The organism is Nocardia sp. NPDC051832 (genome assembly GCF_040681285.1).
In the GTDB taxonomy this organism is placed as follows: domain Bacteria; phylum Actinomycetota; class Actinomycetes; order Mycobacteriales; family Mycobacteriaceae; genus Nocardia.
On sequence record NZ_JBFAYL010000003.1, the window covers coordinates 1,000,904 to 1,017,932 of the forward strand.

Genomic DNA, 17,029 nt, shown 5'->3' on the forward strand with positions numbered 1-17,029 from the left:
TGCGACCTCTCTCGCGGTGCTGGTGTACCGGGATAGAGTCCGATATCGGAAGCTGTGCCGACCAGAAGTGCAGGATATGAATCAAGTGGCCGCGAATCATGCAGGATAATGACGATCTCCTGTCCGAGGACGAGCTCGCGCTCATTCATGCCCTGCAACTGGCCCCGCGCGCCTCGTGGGCCGAGCTCGGGCACGCGCTCGGCGTCGACCCGGTCACCGTCGCGCGCCGCTGGCAGCGACTGACCGCCCGCGGCGCCGCCTGGGTCGGCGTCTCACCCGGCCCGCGCCTGTTCGATCGGGTCTGCCTCGCCTACCTCCGAATCGATTGCGCGGCAGGACAAGCCGGCGCGGCAGTCGAAGCGCTCGCGCGGCATCCGCACCTGGTGACCCTGGAACGCGCCGCCGGACCGCACCACATTCTGGCCACCGCCGGCGCGGCCGACCTGGCGGCCATGTCGCGCTACACCCTCGACGTGCTGCCCGCGCTTCCGGAGATCACCGCCGTCCGCGCGGACCTGATCACCCACATGTTCACCGAGGGCGGCGACTGGCGGATCGACGCGCTCGCCCCGGAGCAGCGCACCCGGCTGGCCGCCCCGGCCGCGCGACCACCGTCGAAGCGCGACCGCGGCCGCCTCACCGACCAGGACCGCGCCCTGCTCGACGCGCTCGCCCAGGACGGCCGCGCCGCCTACTCCGCACTGGCGGCCCAGCTCGGGACCGGCGCCGCCGCGGTCAAACGTCGCATCGACGAACTGACCCGGCTCGGCCTGTTCCGCTTCCGTTGCGACTTCGCCCGCCCGCTCGGCGGCTGGCCCGTCGCGGTCACGTTCTGGGCCACCGCACCCACCGATCAGCTGCACCGCATCGGCCACGCCCTGGTCGAACTCCCGCAGATCCGCAACTGCGCCGCGATCACCGGCACGCACAACCTGCTGTTGCAGGCCAGCCTGCATTCCGTCGCCGATGTCCTCGCCTTCGAAAACCAGCTCGCCGCAGCGCATCCCGAGCTCACCATCGGTGAACGCGTCGTCACGCTGCGGCACGACAAGCTACTCGGCCGCGTTCTCGACCCGCAGGGTCGCTCGATGTCGGTGGTCGCCCCGGATATCTGGAGTGCTCCCGGCAACCGGGTTCGAAACGGCTGACCCGGTGCTGCCGGTGCGCCGCTAGGCGTCGATTTGCGCGATCCGCTGGCTCCCGCGCCGATCGGCGACCGGCCGCGGCATCCGGACATCGCGGGCCGATCCGGCATCGCCGATCGGATTGTCGGCACGCTGGGCCGGCCTGCCCCGCTGCGGCGCCGGTTGCCGCAAGCCCCAGTCGGCGGACTGGCGGTTGCGCACCTCGTCGGTGGTCGGCCAGTGCGCCGCCGGGTCGCGCGGCTCGCGATCCAGGCGTTCGTCGCGGGTGCTGCGCTCGTCGATCTCGGCGAAGCCGACCAGGATGACCAGCATCATGAGCACCAGCGTGATGGTGACGATGAGCGGGGTGAGCAGCTGCGTGGGTTCCACGCCGCTGTCCGGAGTCACCGCGGCATGGTGGGAGCTGTGCGCGGCGTGCATGGAATACATTCCGGTGTAATGCATTCCGCAGACCGCCAGGCCCATGATGGTGGCCGCGCCGACGGTGGCGAGCAGGCCGCGCACGTGCAGCATGAACCACAGCGCGGCGGTCGCGGCGACTACCGCGATGACGATCGACAGCGCCACCGTGCCGAGCGCGTACTCCATGTCCATGCCGGTCTTCATGGCGAACATGCCCAGGTAGTGCATGGCGGCCACGCCGAGTCCGGTGATCGCGCCGCCGATCGGCAGCGCGACGATCTCGCGCCGGCCGCGCACCACGATGGACAGCCCGATCCACACGAACACGATCGCGATGGCGGCGCTGAGCAGCGTCATCGGGACGTCGTAGCGGATGGTGGCGCCGGGGATGGAGAAACCCAGCATGGCGGTGAAGTGCATGACCCAGATGCCCGCGCCGCCGAGCGAGATGGCGGCCGCGCCCAGCCAGCCGACCGGCCATTCGGCGAGCCGGGCGTGCGAGGTGCAGCGCAGGCCGAGCAGCGAGCCGAGAACCGAGATGAGATAGGCCACGACCGGGGTGATCCAGCCGTAGCTGAAGTGATCGAATTCCATTGGTGCTCCGTTGTTCTCAGCCGAGCAGATGCGACGGGGTCGCGGTCGCGCAGACCTTGTGGACGAAGTTCTGCCGCAGCTGGTGATAAGGCGACGCGGGGGCGAAGTTCTCGCTCATGCGGGCGAGTTCCTCGGTGCGGTAGGCGGCGAGCGGTTTGACGGCCTCGTCCGCGGCTAGGCGGCGCTTCTTCGCCACCACCCGCTCGGTCAGTTCGGGCGAGTCGGCGAGCGCCGCGGCCTCGGTGCGCACCCAGGCCCAGAAGGCCGCGGGGCTGCCCGGGATCACCTGATCGACCAGGCCGAGGGCGCGGGCGGCGCGGGCGCCGACCGGAAGTGCTTGCTGAGTAAGGCGTTCGGCGGTCTCGGCCCCGACCCGGCGCGGCAGCGTGTAGGTCCAGTACTCCGACCCGTAGAGGCCCATCAACTTGTAATGCGGGTTCACGACGGCGGATTCGCGGCACCACACCTCGTCGGCGGCCAGCGCCAGCATGATGCCGCCGGCCGCGGCATTGCCCGGCAACGCGGAAATCACCAGTTTGTCGGTGGTGGTGAGGATGGCCTCGACCAGATCGTCCATCGCGTTGATGTTGCGCCAGGACTCCTCGCCGGGATCGGCGGCGCCCTCGATCACGTTGAGGTGGATGCCATTCGAGAAGAAGTCGCGTTCCGGACCGAGAACCAGCACATTGACCGGGCGGGTGCGGGCCTGCTCGTAGGCGTAGAGCAGGCGGCGGCACTGGCCGGTGCTCATGGCGCCGCCGGCGAAGGCGAACTCCAGGTAGCCGACCGAATCCTGTTCGCGGTAGCGGATTTCCGACCAGGTGTCCCGGGTGGCGGCCGCGGCGGGGGAGACCGCCACCTCCGGAACGAACGGCAGCAACTCGCCGAGCGCGTCGGTGGCGGGCTGTTTGAAGGTCGGGGGTCCACCCGGGGAGCGCCGGGCTCGCAACTGCGGCAGCCACACGGCGCCGTCGATGGTGGCTCGGCAGATCGCGCCGTCGCGGGTCGCGACGACGGTGCCGGGTTTGCCGCGCAGCTGGTCCTCGTTGTGGCCGCCGTGTAGGAAGAATTCCCGGCCGAACAGTTCGTCGAGCACACCCGGCTGAGAGTCGGCGGCACGCAGTTTGCGCAGCACGGTGGCGGTGTCGTCGGCGTTCCAGTCGATGCGCCGGTGCGGCTGCGCGTGGTACGGGCGCAGTTTGCCCTTGACGTCGGAGCGGTTGTAATCCAAAGGCTCCGGCTTGAATTCGCCGCCTTCGAAGCGCTCCACCGCCAGCAGCACCGCGGTCAGCGCGGCGTCGGCGACCTCGTTGCGGTACAGCGCGCTCTTGCCGACCGCGGTCACCGCGAACGGCACCGACGCCCAGATCGGGCCCGCGTCCATCTCCGCGACCGCCTGGAGCACCGTCACGCCCCAGTTACGTGCGCCCTCGGCGATCGCCCAGTCCAGCGACGACGGCCCACGGTCGCCCTTGGGGCCGGGGTGCACGATGAGCACGGTGTGCTCGGTCCAGATGTCTTCCGGGATCGCCCTGGTCAGCATCGGTGCGAGGATCAGCTCGGGCTCGAAACGTGCGACACCTGCGCGGAGTGGTTCGTCACCTAACGCCAGTTCGACCCCGACGTGGTGTCCACGAGCCCGTAATTCGGTGTGGACGCGCTGAGTGAGGCTGTTGAACGCGCTGGCGACCAGCAGGATGCGCAAGGTTTACTCCATCAGGCGGATATCTGCGACACGGGGGTGACGTCCCGGTTGTCCGGTTCGGCACCAAGGGAAGTTAACCGTAACCAAGCCGTTATGCACCTTGGTCAAATGACCGATCGGTTATCTGGCATTCCCGGCCTACCTGCTGAAAGTGCTGGTCCGCAATGCTTTTCGTAGGGCAGATTGCATAGTGATAGCGTCTGGCTAATGTGTTCTTTAGAACAAGTTGATTAGAACTCGAACCCACTGGGTATTCGGTCTGCTTCGAAATCGCCGAATCGCGGATTGCCGCTCGAGTGCCCTGACTGTGTCGCCGTGGCGGGTCGCCGCGCTACATCGCTGGGTTTGCCCCGGCGTAGCCGACGGTGTGCTCCGTGGACGCGCGGGCGGGAATCGCCACCGGGCGGGGCTGCTGGAATCGGGTGCGGCCTGGTCGAACGCAGGACAGGCAGACCTCCGAATCGCTACTGTCCGAATATATTCCGGGGCAGTCGGATGAGGGTCGCCCCGGTTCTGCTCGATGTCAGGAGAACGCAGTGAGATTCACAAGAGCTGGTGCGTTGATCGGAGCGGTGCTATTGGCCACAAGCCTGGGCCTCTCCGCATGTGGAACGGACGACAGTGCCGAGGACGGTTTGGTCACGGTCAACGGCGGCGAACCGCAGAACCCGCTGGTGCCCGGTAATACCAATGAGAACCAGGGCGGCCGGGTTATCGACCGATTGTTCGCGGGCCTGAAATATTATGACGCCAACGGTGTCCCGCACGACGAGATGGCCGAGAAGATCGAGACCACCGATCGCAAGAATTACAAGATCACCATCAAGCCGGACTGGAAATTCACCGACGGCACCACCGTGAAGGCGAAGAACTTCGTCGACGCCTGGAACTACACCGCGCTCGGCACGAATGGTCAGTTGCAGAGTTACGTTTTCACGCCGATCCTCGGATTCGACGAGGTGTCCGCCGAAAAGCCCACCGCGCAGACGATGAAGGGCCTGAAGGTCGTCGACGACCGCACCTTCACCGTCGAATTGCAGTTCCCCTCCATCGATTTCGAGATCGGCCTGGGCTACGCGCCGTTCTATCCGCTGCCCGACGCCGCGTTCAAGGACATCAAGGCCTACGGTGAGGCGCCGATCGGCAACGGCCCCTACAAGTTCAAGACCTGGGAACACAACGTCAAGATCGAGGTGGAGCCGAACCCGGACTACCCGGGCGGCCGCCCGGCCAAGAACAAGGGCCTGCGGTTCGTGCACTACCAGTCCTTCGACACCGCCTACGCCGACCTGCAGGCCGGCAACCTGGACGCCCTCGACACCATTCCGCCGAGCGCCCTGGCGACCTACAAGCAAGACCTCGGTGACCGCGCCATCACCAAGCCGACCGCGCAGAATCAGCACATCGGCGTGCAATCCAATGTGCCGCATTTCTCCGGCGAGGAGGGCGTGCTGCGCCGCAAGGCGATTTCGATGTCGATCAACCGGGAGCAGATCGCCGAGAAGATCTTCAGCGGCACCCGTAATCCGGCGCGGGACTTCACCGCGAGCACGCTGCCCGGCTTCAACGGGAACCTGCCCGGCTCCGAGGTGACGAAATACAACCCGGAGGAAGCCAAGAAGCTGTGGGCCCAGGCCGACGCCATCTCGCCGTGGTCGGGGACCTACGAGATCGCTTACAACAGCGATGGCGGACACCAGGAATGGATCGAAGCCGTCGCCAACAGCGTGAAGAATATTCTCGGCATCGAGGCGGTCGGCGCGCCGTACGCGACCTTCCGCGACATTCGCGCGCTGATCACCGGGCGCACCATCGGCAAAGCCTTCCGGTACGGCTGGCAGGGCGATTACCCGACGATGATGCAGTTCCTCACCGCGAACTACTACAGCTACTCCGGCACCAACAATGTCGACTACAAGAATCCCGAACTCGACAAGCTGTTCGACGCCGCGCTGGCGGCGGCGACGCTGGAAGAGTCCTACAAGATCATCGCGCAGGCGCAGACGCTGATGTTCCGGGACATGGTCGATATCCCGGTGTTCGATTATGTGGCCAATGCCGGACGTTCGGACAAGGTGCGCAAGGCCGAGCTCGCGTGGAACGGGCTGTTCGATTTCGAAGGCATCGAGAAGTAGGCCGGGGAGAACGCAGTGAGATTCACGAGAGCTGGTGCGTTGGCCGGGGCGGTGCTGTTGGCCACAAGCCTGGGACTGTCCGCATGCGGGAACGACGACGACAGCGCCGCCGGCGGGATCGTCCTCGTCAACGGTGGCGAGCCGCAGAACCCCTTGGTACCGACCAACACCAACGAGAACATGGGCGGACGGGTCGTCGACCGGTTGTTCGCGGGCCTGAAGTACTACGACGTCAACGGCGTCGCGCACAACGAGATGGCCGAGAAGATCGAGACCACCGACCGCAAGACCTACAAGATCACGATCAAGCCGGACTGGAAGTTCACCGACGGCACCACGGTCAAGGCGAAGAACTTCGTCGATGCCTGGAACTACGGCGCCCTCGCCACCAACGCCCAGTTACAGAACTACGTGTTCACCCCGATCCTCGGATTCGACGAGGTGCAGGCCAAACCGCCGAAAGCCCAGACGATGAAGGGCCTCCAAGTCGTCGACGACCGCACCTTCACGGTCGAATTGCAAAAGCCGTCCATCGATTTCGAGACCGCGCTGGGGTACGCACCGTTCTATCCGCTGCCCGACGCCGCGTTCAAGGACATCAAGGCGTTCGGTGACGCTCCGATCGGCAACGGGCCCTACAAGTTCAAGACCTGGGAACACAACGTCAAGATCGACCTGGACGTGAACCCGGACTACCAGGGCGGCCGCCCGGCCAAGAACAAGGGCCTGCGGTTCGTGCACTATCAGTCCTTCGACACCGCCTACGCCGACCTGCAGGGCGGCAACCTGGATGCCCTGGACACCATCCCGCCCAGCGCGATCTCCACTTATAAGGCCGATCTCGGTGACCGTGCGATCAGCAAACCCACCGCGCAGAACCAGAAGATCGGCATTCAGCCCACTGTGCCGCATTTCGCCGGCGAGGAAGGCGTGCTCCGACGCAAAGCGATATCGATGGCGATCAATCGAGAACAGATGGCCGAGAAGATCTTCCAGGGCACCCGCCTGCCTGCTCGCGACCGCACCTCGAGCGTGCTACCCGGTTACGACGGGAATCTGCCCGGCTCGGACGTGCTGAAGTACAACCCGGAGGAGGCCAAGAAGCTGTGGGCGCAGGCCGACGCGATGTCGCCGTGGTCGGGTAGATACGAGATCGCCTACAACGCCGACGGCGGGCATCAGGAATGGATCGAAGCCGTCGCCAACAGCGTGAAGAACGTGCTGGGCATCGAAGTGGTCGGCGTGCCGTATCCGACATTCCGCGACATCCGCACGCAGATCACCGGCCGCACCATCGGCAAGGCCTTCCGCTACGGCTGGCAGGGTGACTACCCGACGATGCTGCAGTTCCTCACCGCGCATTACTACAGTTATTCCGGCTCCAACAGTGTCGGCTATCAGAACCCGGAGGCGGACCGGCTGCTGGACGCCGCGTTGGCCGCGGGTTCGCTACCGGAGTCGTACAAGATCATCGCCGAGTTCCAGACGCTGCTGTTCCGCGACATGGTCGACATCCCGATCTTCGATTACGTGGCGAATGCGGGACGCTCGGACCAGGTGAAGAAGGCCGAACTCACCTGGAACGGGTTATTCGATTTCGAGGGGATCGAGAAGTAGATTGCTCGGCGGAGTGGGACTCCCGGTCCGGGAGTCCCACTCAGGCCGGATCGAAGGAGCACAGGTCGGTGTCGCCGGAAAGCCGCTGATAGACAGCGCGATAGCGCTTGCTCCTGGTGTGGTCCAGCCCCGGCGCGTGCTTTGCGTAGCGGACCGTCACGTCGGCGGCGATCTCGCTCTGGCTGCTGTCGGCCCAGCGGTAGTTCGTGATCTCGGTGATCTGGCCCAGGCCGCGGGCGGCGGCATCGGCGCGCATTTCTCGCTCGAGGGCCTGGCGCTCCGGCGTCTGGGGCCCGGCCGTGAGCTTCCGGTTCAGCGCGCCGCAGGTTAGGGCGTAGAGGTCGAGCGGGTTGCCGTTGTTGAAGGCCTGCACGGCTTTCCGGGTGAGTTCCGGGATCTGCTCCAGGGCGACGGCGAGCGTCCCGTCGGTGCTGGGGATCTCGGCCGCGCACGGCGCGGACGCCCACACGACGAGCACGTCGTCGTTCGAAAGCCGCACGCCGCCTTCATAACCCGTGGCGGTGGCGAAGGACTTGACCCGGTCCTGATCGTCCTTCATACGGTAGCCGTCGCGCTTGGCGAGCGCGGTCACCCTGTCCTGTGCGGCGCGGACCAATTCCGGTGCGGGATCTCGGAATTCGTCCTGCGCGCGCAGTTTCCAGGGCGGGCCGACCGTCATCGCGGAGGCATTGGTGCGACAGCCGGTGCGGCCGGCTTCGACGCTGTAGGACCGGCCCGGATCCGGCGACACGGCCAGCAGATTGCCGAACATCGCGAACTCGGCCTTGTCCACGGTGAGCCCGGACCGGTCGAGGATCTCCTGCTCGGTGGGGCCGCCGGTGTACGGGTCGCACGCCGCCGCGGTCGACAGCAGCGCGACCGCGACCAGGACGGGCACACCGAGCAGCAATTTCATGACGCCAGGATCCTCGGTCCCAGTTCGGCGTTGTCGGTGACACGCGGATCGGCGTACGGCTTCTTGCCCAGCCGCTGCGCGGCCTGCGCGGCGAGCAGATCGGCGACCTCGTCCTTCAGATCGCCGTCGTCGCCGAGATCGATGTCCACATAATCGGTTTCGATGCCGCGCTCCCGATAGGCGTGCACCTCGGAGCCCGTGATGACGCCCGCGATATTGCGGAAAGCGGTGGAATTCGGATCGTCCCAGTACTTTCCGTGCCCGTCCGTTCCGAAGACGACCTCCTGCTTGCCGTCGCCGTTGTAGTCGCCGTAGTAGCCGGTGTCCAGGCGGGTGACGCCGGGCATCTCGTCCGGGTCGGTGCCCTGTGGATGGCCGCCGTGCGGGTTGCTCTCCGGGATGCCGGGCAGGTCCAGCCAGGACGGCAGGCCGGTGTCGCGGGGCGCGGACTGGGCGGCGCCGATCAGGTCGCCGGGGGCGGTCATGGCGTAGCGCTGCACGTTCGGGTTCGGGTTGTTCCATGCCTTGTCCTCCACGCCGGTACCGGCCGAGGAGGCGTGCAGGATGCGGTCGGCGCGCAGACCCTGCTGCTCGGCGGTGCCGACGATCGAACCACCATAGGAATGGCCGACGTAGGTGACCGGAGTGCCCGGCGCCTGCCGGCCGACCTCGCGATCGACCTCCTTGCCGAACTCGACCAGCTTCGGGGCCATGTCCGCGGCGTACTTCGGGTTCATCGCGCCGGACGGGCCGAGATCCTGCGGGAAATCGCCCTCCATGTACAGGAATACCGGGCCCTTGGTCTGGTCGGCCAGATTCCAGGCCGCGGCCTGGTTGGACGCCGAACCGTCCAGATCGGTCGAGGTGCCGGGCACGTAGACGCCGACGCCCTTGGTGTCCGAGGTGAATTCGCCGACCATCTCGATCATGTGGCCGGTGCCCTCGTCGGCCCGGAACATGATGAACTTGCGGTCCAGCTTCGCGTCGTCGGCATCGCTGACACCCGCGGTGCGGACCAGTTCGAGTTCGGGTTGCTTGTCCGACTCGGACTGCTTCAGCACCTTGTCGGTCTTGGTCGGATCGTCGATCGGCGTGAGCAAGCCCTCCAGCCGTTTGATCCGATCCTGATCCGGCTCGGGCTTGTGCTTCTCCTGCTGGATGGCGTTGCGGAGGTTGATCTCGTTGGCCGCGATGCGGACCGGGAACGGGACGCCGTTCAGGTTGCCCAGCACGTCCGGATTCGCGATGACCAGAGCCCGGATATCGGACGGGCTCAGCTGCGCCAGCGCGGCCGCGCGCTCGTCGGCGGTCATCGCCGCCAGTTGCGTGACGACGTCGTCCGGATCGCGCGGGACGCCCTGGAACATGATGTCCTGCTGGCCCTCCCGGATCGCGGCCAGATCGGCCTGGATGGCGCGCAGCCGTTCCCCGTAGCTGGTGTCGATGCGCTCGATCTCGTCCAGGCCGGCGAGGATATTCAATTGGAAGACACCGGCCTCGGTGTTTCCGCCGGCCGGATGCGTGACCAGGCCGGTGTCGCCGACTGTGCAGCCCGCGGTCTGCGCCGCCGACTGCTGCGCCAGGACGTAGGTGCGGGCGGTCTCGAATTCCCGGTGCGCGTCCTCGGCTTCGTCGGCGAACTGCACCAGCAGTCCGCGCACCTCGTGGGCGTGATCGATCTCCTCGTTGGTCCGCCGCCAGGCGGCGTCCTTGGTCTGCCCGCGCCACTCCTGCGCGGCGTCCATCGCCCGCGACGAATCGGTGAGCGAGTCGTACAGCGTCACCGCGTTCTCGTTCGCGACCTTCGCCGCTTGCAGCAGCCCCGCGAGGTTCCAGGCCGCCAGCTGCGGCAGCGTCGGCCGCATCAGCGCGCCTCCAGCTTCCCGAATGCCGCCGCGACCTCGGCATCCCGCTCGGCGATATCACCCGCGAACCTGTCCACCAGTTCCGCCATCGTGGTGAACCTGCTGGCGATCGAAACCGCCGCCTGCTGCGCCGGATCCGCGCTGTCGCGCACCGCCGCCAGCACCGCACTGCCCTCGCCGCCGACCGCGGACAACGCCGACCACGCCAGCCCGGTGAGGTCCCCGGCCTCCCGCCGCCACGTCGCGGAAATGTTCGTCAACTGTTCGGGCCGCACCCCGAACTGAGCCTCGTTGCCCACATCTCTCCCTAGTCGTCGCCACAACAGTGCGTTCTCTCACTTCGACGCAGCGCGGGCAAGATCGGTTCCACTTTCCCCGGCGGAGAACTACGATTGGTGTCAGTCGTATGCGAGCGCCGGAGGGGTCCATGGAGCGCGATCACGAGTTCACCGTCACCCTGCCCGAGGCGGGCACCTACCTCGTCAAGCTGCTCGAAACCGTGCAACTCGAGGAAGCCGACGGCCAGACGATCGGTCACTGGCCGGCCTTCCAGCTCGACGCGAAGAACGACAGCGCGGCGCAGGTGTACGACGAACTGCTCGGCGGCCTGCAACAGCTGATCGGCGCGGGCCCCGGCTCGCCGGAGTTCGAACCCTTCGCCGCCTACGTCCGGGAGCACGGCACCCGCCTGTCGGATGCGGAGGCCACCGCCCGCGAGGTAGCCGAACTCCGCGACATCACCGTCCGCTGGCACGTCACCGACGACGAGCAATACACCGTCCAGCTCTGGCAGGACCTCGAGCTCCAGCGCGCCGGCGACGCCGTCACCGTCCGAGCCTTCGAGCTGACCGGCGCCGGCCGGCACACCGGCGAAGCGCTGCAAGCGTTGACCCGCGCGGTCAGCGAAGCCTGCGGCGAGCACAACGCCCCCGGACCCCGCTTCGCCGAACTCACGGCCTGGGTACGAGCGCACGGCGAACAGATCCCCAGCGAGGTTCTCGCCCAGGAAGCCGCGGAGAAACAGGTCTACCTGGCAGCCCGCGACAAGCTGACCGCCATCACCCCGGAGGACATCGAAGCCGAAAGCTCGACCGGCGTCCCCTTACTGGTCGACTTCTGGGCCGAATGGTGCGGCCCGTGCCGCCAGGTCACTCCGGTGCTGGTCGAACTCGCCGCACAGTGGGCCGGCCGGGTTCTCGTCCGCAAGATCGATGTCGACCGATACGAAGGCATTTGGGAGCGCTTCCAGTTCCGCGGCATCCCCGCCATCCTGATGTTCAAGGACGGCAAGGAAATCCACCGCGTCATCGGCTTCGGCGGCAAGCAGCACTTGATCGCCGAAATCGAACCACATCTCTGACCTGTTCCGTTCAGGTCATCGGGCGAGGCGGTCTTTCAGGGCTCGTGCGTCTCGTGGGGCCATGACCTTCGCGTCGTTGTCGAAATAGGCGTAGACGTCGCCGTGCTGGGCCCAATCGCGAATCTTTCCGGCCCACATGTCGAGTCCCTCGTCGGTGTAGCCGCTGACGTAGAGCTCTTCGTGACCGTGTAGACGGATATAGGTGAAGTCGGTGGTGATTTCTTCGAGGGCGGGATATTTGCCCGCTGTATCCGCGATGACCAGTGCGATGCCGAATTCGCGGAGTAGCGCGGGGAATTCGGGGGTGTCGAAACTGGGGTGGCGGATCTCCAGAGCGTGGCGGAGTGGGCGGTCGGCGTCGGGGGTGAGATAGGCCGGGTCGACGCGGTCGTCGTGCTGTGCGGCGATCTTCGCCGCCTCGGCCGTGCTGCGGGGAAGGCGGCCGAAGAAGTCGGCCAGCACAGCCGGATCGAAGCCGAAGTTCGGCGGCAATTGCCACAGGAACGGGCCCAGTTTCGGACCCAGCGCGAGCACGCCGGAGGCGAGGAAATTCGACAGCAGGGTGTCGCCGTCGCGCAGCCGCTTCATATGGGTGATGAAGCGGCTGCCCTTGACGGCGAACACGAAGTCGTCCGGGGTCTGCCCGGCCCACTTCTGGTAGCTGGCCGGTTTCTGGAGAGCGTAGAACGAACCGTTGATCTCTACGGTGTCGAACTGCTCTGCCAGGTAGGCGAGTTCGCGGCGCTGCACCAGGCCCTCGGGATAGAACGCGCCCCGCCACGGCGGGTACAGCCAGCCCGAGGTGCCGATGCGGATCTCGCCCATCCGGCCATAGTGGCAGTTATTTCGGCGCGCGGGTCGCCGCAACGCGGCCGACCAACCAGGCGACCAGGCCGGCCGCGAGGAAGGACAGTAGCGACGCGCTCATCCAGGCCTGCTTGGTGAAGCCCAGCGCTTCCTGGATATTCACCCAGAATCGGGTCCACGCGCCCGCGTCGCCCGGGTTGATCAGCTGGTACACCGACAGGCCCACCAGCCACGCGACGACCATGCCCCAGCGTGACGGCGCGTCCTCCTCGGTGTTCCAGGAACCCTTGGCGCGCAAGAAGAAATCCGCGACCAGCACGCCCAGCAGCGGCACGAAGACCGAGCCGATCAGGCCGAGGAAGCCGAAGTAGTCGTCCATCTGCAGCCACAGCGCGAGCACCGTGATCAGCACGCCGAGCCCGATCGAGAGGACGCGGCGGTCGATGCGCGGCCACAGGTTCTGGATCGAGACGGCGGTGGAGTAGACGTTGGCGAAAGACTGATCCGCCTCGCGGAACACCAGAATGAAGAAGAAGAACGCGCCCAGCGTGACGTGCAGGAACGGGCCGTAGGTTCCGCTGTCGCTGGTGGCCAGCGCCAGCGCGAGCAGGCCGAGGATGTAGGCGACGATCTGGGTCAGCGCATAGGAGCCGCTGGCCGCGCCGAACGCCGCCCGGCTGCTCTTGGAATGCCGGGTGTAGTCGGCGGCCACCGGCATCCAGGAGATCGAGACGGCCAGCGCCGCGTCGGTCGCGATCCAGAACAGACTCCAGTCGACGCCGAACGGGCCGTTACCCTTCGGGCCCGGGTTGGTGGTCAGGTCGGGAATCCCGGCCCGGAAGAACTGGATGTAGAACCAGGCCAGCGCGATCACCACGCCGATGGTCACGAACCGGCGCAGCATCCGCACCGAGCCGAGCGGCCAGATCGTCAGCACCGTGGTGATCACGCCCGCCGCCACAACGTACAGCCAGCGCGGCCCGCCGCCGAACAGCTCCTCCGCGGCGCTGCCGATGACGATCAGCTCGAAGGTGCCCCAGCCGATCAGCTGGGCGATGTTCAGGATCGTCGGCAGGTAGCTGAGTTTCGCGCCGAACAGGCCGCGCAGCAGCACCATCGCCGGTTTGCCGGTCCGCGCGCCCGGGACCGCGGCCAGGCCGAGCATCAGCCCGCCCACGACGGTGCCGATGATCATGGCGACGATGCCCGCGGCGATGGACAGTTGCAGCGCACCGTCGGTGTTCGGGGCGAGCACCGTGTACGCGCCGGAGAACGCGAACAGGCTGACGCCGAGGTTCGCCCAGAACGCGCTCTGATCCCAGAACGACAGCACCCGGGGTGCGGGCTGGTCGAGGGTGAGCGGCGCTTCGTGCGCTTCAGTTGGAGCAGACATAACTACGAGCACTTTCCCTACGTCGGCATTACCCGGACAGGTTCGCGCGGTCGGCGAAGCTGATCTTTTCGAGCGACCTGCAAGCAGTCGCTACGGCTAGGTCTCGCCCTCTCAGCCCGGCCGTGCCCGAGCTCCCGCAGTGGATGGTCCGGCCGAATAGTACACGCGTCCACTTCATTCGTGGGATGTCTCGTTATCCCTGATCACCGTGGGTATGGACAGCTGTGGATAGATCTTGTGCGGTCCCCTGATCGGTAGGCTGCAATGGTGCTGCCGGGGTGGAGGATTCGCCGAACCCGGAGCGGAGACCATGGGGCGGGTGCGGTGCGAGCATTCTTCAGGGCAATCGGTGCGCGATGGCGGGGTTGGTCGCGGTGGCGGCGGGCGGGGGTGATCGCCGGGCTGGTGTTCGGCCTGCTGCTCACGGCGGTGGGCGGGCTGGCCCTGGCGCTGCGGCTGGAATATGCGGGCGATCCGCCCGCGGACGCGCGGACCCGGGGCCGCGACGCGGTGTGGCTCGGTCACGCCTGGGTCGACGGCCGCAAGACCGAGGCCGATATCGCCGCCCTGGTGACGCTGCTGTCCGGCACCGGCATCAAGGAGCTGTTCGTGCACACCGGTCCCTTCGCGCACGACGGCAGCGTCCCGGACGACCTGCATCCGCGGGCCCGCTGGTTCGTCGACGCGGTGCATCGCAGCCTGCCCGGAATCCGGGTGCAGTCCTGGCTCGGTCAGCTCGTCGAGCCGGAGTTCGACGACCTCGACATGGGCGATCCCGCCACGCGCGCCAATATCACGGCCTCCGCGCGCAAGGTGCTCGACCTCGGATTCGACGGCGTGCACCTGGATCTGGAGCCGGTCCGTTCGGGTTCGGGCGACTTCCTCTCGATTCTCGAACAGGTCCGGACCGTCACCCGGAGCCGCAACGCGCCGCTGTCGGTGTCGGCGCCGCAGATCGATCCGCTGCCCGGCCTGCACTCGGTCGGCATCGCCCTGCGGGACCACGGAAAGTGGTGGTCCCAGGCTTATTTCGCGGATGTGGCGCGGCGCGTCGATCAGGTAGCGGTGATGTCGTACGACACCGCGATGCCGACCCAGTCCCTGTACGGCGGATACGTCGCACAGCAGACTTCGCTCGCCTTGGCCGTCACCCCCGCCGAAGTCGACCTGCTGATGGGCGCTCCCGCTTTCTGGGCCGACGACCCCGGCCACCACGGGTCCGCGGAAACCGTGCCCGCCGCGCTCCGCGGGATCCGTCTGGCCCTGGGCCGCGGCGACCGCCACCGGAAAACTTTCGGCGTCGCCCTGTACGTCGATTTCGCTGCGACGCCCCAGGATTGGGCCGCCTACCGCCGGGACTGGGGCCAACGATCCTGACTAGAGGCCTTTGGGTCTTGTTTTCCCGCGTCCGGGGGTTTCCCATAGAGGGAGCCAACGTCGACGTTCGGGGGTGTTCTGATGCGCGCCGCACCGGTCCATGGTGAGTACGTCTTCGACAACGCGAATGAAAAGGCCGCGGAGCAGTTTCGGCTGCTGTGCGACATCCTCAACGCCCACACCGTAGGCGTGCTCCGGGAAACCGGGGTGACCAGTGGCTGGCGCTGCTGGGATATCGGCGCGGGCAACGGCAACATCGCGCACTGGCTGGCCACCACGGTCGGCCCCACCGGGTCGGTGCTCGCGACCGATCTGGAACCGCACCACATTCCGCCGCACGACAGCATCGAGATTCGCCGGCACGACATCCGCGTCGACGATCTGCCCGGCACCTTCGACCTGATCCACGTGCGGCTGGTCCTGATGCACCTGCCCGAGCGCGAAGCCGTGCTGCGGCACCTCACCTCGGCGCTGGCTCCGGGCGGCGTGCTGGTCGTCTCGGACTGGGACGGCCCGCAGCAGGATTTCGTCATCACCGCGCCGAACCCGGAGGCGGCGGCCGCGGTCGGCAGGTTCGGCGACGCCATGCACGCCGTCGCCGGTCTCGCGGGCATCGATTTCTCCTGGGCCCGGCGCACGCCCACCGTCTTCCACGCCGCGGGCCTGTCGGATGTGTGGTCCACGGGCATCGGCGAGATCTGGCCCGGCGGCAGCCCCGGCTGCGCCCTGTTCCGCCTGCACACCTTGCTGCTGCCGGGCCCGCTGACCGCAGCCGGTCTGGCCCCGGGCGATCTCGACACCCTGGGCGAGGCCTTCACCCGGCCCGACCTCCGATTGTGGTCGCTGCGGATTTACACAACCACCGGCCGCATGGCCGCATGAGCGGCGTTGCCGACCTTGCAATCGGTACCCCGGTACAGGCTTACCGTGGTGATGTGGAAGAAATTGCCTGGGTTTCCGAGGCCTGCACCTTGCCGACGGCGGAGCAACCGACGCGGGTCGCCGCGTTCGACGAGTTCTTCGCCGAAGCGGTGCGGGAGATGCGGCAGCCGGAGCACACCCGGTTGGAGTTGGTGGTCGACGCGGCCTATGCGGCTCGCGCGCGCGAACTGGCCGCACTCGAAACCGCCTGCTGCTCGTTCTTCGCCTTCGAATTCGGCGGCAGCGGTGCGGAGCTGATCATGTCCATCGAGGTGCCCGCCGGTCGAGCCGAAGTGCTGGCCGGGCTGCGGCGGAACCTGGCGCGGATACTGGCGGAACGGGAAAGACCATGAGTGACACGGGGTTGCGGAGCGGTCAGCTGGCCGTCGCGGCAGGCGTGAATGTGCAGACCCTGCGGTACTACGAACGCCGTGGCCTGCTGCGGGAGCCGCGGCGCTCGCTGGGCGGGCACCGGGTCTATCCACCCGAGACGGTGACCCTGCTGCGCGTGATCAAGGCCGCGCAGCGACTCGGCTTCACCCTCGACGAGGTCGCGGACCTGCTGACAGCCAGCGGATTACGCCGCTCCGGCACCGGCCTGCGCCGCCATGCCGAAACCAAACTGGCCGAGGTCGACGCGAAACTCGCCGAGCTCACGGCAATCCGTGACACGCTGCGCGCCACACTGACGGCGGGCTGTGACGACCTGCTCGTTTGTGCGGAAAACTCCGGCTGCCCAGTGCCATTCGCGCAGCCGGGCTGACCGCGCCGCCGCGACCGCCGGAAATCCAG

General features: G+C 67.2%; 15 protein-coding genes and 1 riboswitch. Of the genes, 8 read left to right on the top strand and 7 right to left on the bottom strand.

Annotation, left to right across the window (positions count from 1 at the left end; genetic code table 11):
- The first annotated feature begins 98 nt into the window (after positions 1 to 98).
- A complete protein-coding gene (locus AB0M14_RS22300) occupies positions 99 to 1,148 on the top strand; it encodes an AsnC family transcriptional regulator (RefSeq protein WP_364997848.1) in 1,050 nt (349 codons plus the stop codon).
- 21 nt (positions 1,149 to 1,169) lie between these two features.
- Here AB0M14_RS22300 and AB0M14_RS22305 read toward each other — a convergent pair whose 3' ends face one another.
- Positions 1,170 to 2,141, bottom strand: a complete 972-nt coding sequence (locus tag AB0M14_RS22305; RefSeq protein WP_364997850.1) for an MHYT domain-containing protein — start codon at positions 2,139 to 2,141, stop codon at positions 1,170 to 1,172.
- A gap of 16 nt (positions 2,142 to 2,157) precedes the next feature.
- Positions 2,158 to 3,846, bottom strand: a complete 1,689-nt coding sequence (locus AB0M14_RS22310; RefSeq protein ID WP_364997852.1) for a hydrogenase maturation protein — start codon at positions 3,844 to 3,846, stop codon at positions 2,158 to 2,160.
- A 536-nt stretch (positions 3,847 to 4,382) separates the two neighbouring features.
- On the opposite strand from AB0M14_RS22310, the gene AB0M14_RS22315 reads away from it, so the two are divergent.
- Both AB0M14_RS22315 and AB0M14_RS22320 read left to right on the top strand, forming a co-directional pair.
- Positions 4,383 to 5,981, top strand: coding sequence for an ABC transporter substrate-binding protein (locus AB0M14_RS22315; RefSeq protein ID WP_364997854.1), 1,599 nt, complete (start codon positions 4,383 to 4,385; stop codon positions 5,979 to 5,981).
- A gap of 15 nt (positions 5,982 to 5,996) precedes the next feature.
- Complete coding sequence (locus tag AB0M14_RS22320) at positions 5,997 to 7,598, top strand: ABC transporter substrate-binding protein (protein ID WP_364997855.1); 1,602 nt, start codon at positions 5,997 to 5,999, stop codon at positions 7,596 to 7,598.
- A gap of 40 nt (positions 7,599 to 7,638) precedes the next feature.
- Here AB0M14_RS22320 and AB0M14_RS22325 read toward each other — a convergent pair whose 3' ends face one another.
- The 3 genes from AB0M14_RS22325 to AB0M14_RS22335 are packed head-to-tail and all read right to left on the bottom strand — an operon-like array spanning position 7,639 to position 10,678.
- Complete coding sequence (locus AB0M14_RS22325) at positions 7,639 to 8,514, bottom strand: hypothetical protein (RefSeq protein ID WP_364997857.1); 876 nt, start codon at positions 8,512 to 8,514, stop codon at positions 7,639 to 7,641.
- Complete coding sequence (locus AB0M14_RS22330) at positions 8,511 to 10,379, bottom strand: alpha/beta hydrolase (RefSeq protein ID WP_364997859.1); 1,869 nt, start codon at positions 10,377 to 10,379, stop codon at positions 8,511 to 8,513. The genes AB0M14_RS22325 and AB0M14_RS22330 overlap by 4 nt, the downstream gene beginning before the upstream one ends.
- The gene (locus AB0M14_RS22335) at positions 10,379 to 10,678 is read right to left on the bottom strand and encodes a hypothetical protein (protein WP_364997861.1); all 300 of its coding nucleotides are present in this window, start codon (positions 10,676 to 10,678) and stop codon (positions 10,379 to 10,381) included. Before AB0M14_RS22335 ends, AB0M14_RS22330 begins: the two co-directional genes overlap by 1 nt.
- A 128-nt stretch (positions 10,679 to 10,806) precedes the next feature.
- Between AB0M14_RS22335 and AB0M14_RS22340 the strand changes: the two genes are divergently transcribed.
- Entirely contained in the window at positions 10,807 to 11,739 is a 933-nt protein-coding gene (locus AB0M14_RS22340) for a thioredoxin domain-containing protein (RefSeq protein ID WP_364997862.1), read from the top strand.
- Between the two features lie 15 nt (positions 11,740 to 11,754).
- On the opposite strand, the gene AB0M14_RS22345 is transcribed toward AB0M14_RS22340, so the two are convergent.
- A complete protein-coding gene (locus AB0M14_RS22345; protein WP_364997864.1) occupies positions 11,755 to 12,564 on the bottom strand; it encodes a DUF72 domain-containing protein in 810 nt (269 codons plus the stop codon).
- Between the two features lie 16 nt (positions 12,565 to 12,580).
- Complete coding sequence (locus AB0M14_RS22350) at positions 12,581 to 13,939, bottom strand: cytosine permease (protein ID WP_364997866.1); 1,359 nt, start codon at positions 13,937 to 13,939, stop codon at positions 12,581 to 12,583.
- A riboswitch (TPP riboswitch) is annotated at positions 13,936 to 14,087 on the bottom strand. Its footprint overlaps the gene before it by 4 nt.
- A 242-nt stretch (positions 14,088 to 14,329) precedes the next feature.
- On the opposite strand from AB0M14_RS22350, the gene AB0M14_RS22355 reads away from it, so the two are divergent.
- The 4 genes from AB0M14_RS22355 (at position 14,330) to AB0M14_RS22370 (ending at position 17,000) form a co-directional block, all read left to right on the top strand.
- On the top strand, positions 14,330 to 15,316 hold the full coding sequence (locus AB0M14_RS22355) for a hypothetical protein (protein WP_364997868.1): 987 nt from the start codon (positions 14,330 to 14,332) through the stop codon (positions 15,314 to 15,316).
- Positions 15,317 to 15,397: 81 nt separating this feature from the next.
- Entirely contained in the window at positions 15,398 to 16,198 is an 801-nt protein-coding gene (locus tag AB0M14_RS22360; protein ID WP_364997870.1) for a methyltransferase, read from the top strand.
- A 53-nt stretch (positions 16,199 to 16,251) separates the two neighbouring features.
- A complete protein-coding gene (locus AB0M14_RS22365; protein ID WP_364997872.1) occupies positions 16,252 to 16,590 on the top strand; it encodes a hypothetical protein in 339 nt (112 codons plus the stop codon).
- On the top strand, positions 16,587 to 17,000 hold the full coding sequence (locus tag AB0M14_RS22370) for a MerR family transcriptional regulator (RefSeq protein WP_364997874.1): 414 nt from the start codon (positions 16,587 to 16,589) through the stop codon (positions 16,998 to 17,000). Before AB0M14_RS22365 ends, AB0M14_RS22370 begins: the two co-directional genes overlap by 4 nt.
- The last annotated feature ends 29 nt before the right edge of the window (positions 17,001 to 17,029 follow it).

Coding starts and splice junctions, on each gene's coding strand:
- AB0M14_RS22300 (WP_364997848.1), top strand. CDS start 99: ATGCAGGATAATGACGATCTCCTGTCCGAGGACGAGCTCGCGCTCATT.
- AB0M14_RS22305 (WP_364997850.1), bottom strand. CDS start 2,141: ATGGAATTCGATCACTTCAGCTACGGCTGGATCACCCCGGTCGTGGCC.
- AB0M14_RS22325 (WP_364997857.1), bottom strand. CDS start 8,514: ATGAAATTGCTGCTCGGTGTGCCCGTCCTGGTCGCGGTCGCGCTGCTG.
- AB0M14_RS22330 (WP_364997859.1), bottom strand. CDS start 10,379: ATGCGGCCGACGCTGCCGCAGCTGGCGGCCTGGAACCTCGCGGGGCTG.
- AB0M14_RS22340 (WP_364997862.1), top strand. CDS start 10,807: ATGGAGCGCGATCACGAGTTCACCGTCACCCTGCCCGAGGCGGGCACC.
- AB0M14_RS22345 (WP_364997864.1), bottom strand. CDS start 12,564: ATGGGCGAGATCCGCATCGGCACCTCGGGCTGGCTGTACCCGCCGTGG.
- AB0M14_RS22350 (WP_364997866.1), bottom strand. CDS start 13,939: ATGTCTGCTCCAACTGAAGCGCACGAAGCGCCGCTCACCCTCGACCAG.
- AB0M14_RS22360 (WP_364997870.1), top strand. CDS start 15,398: ATGCGCGCCGCACCGGTCCATGGTGAGTACGTCTTCGACAACGCGAAT.
- AB0M14_RS22370 (WP_364997874.1), top strand. CDS start 16,587: ATGAGTGACACGGGGTTGCGGAGCGGTCAGCTGGCCGTCGCGGCAGGC.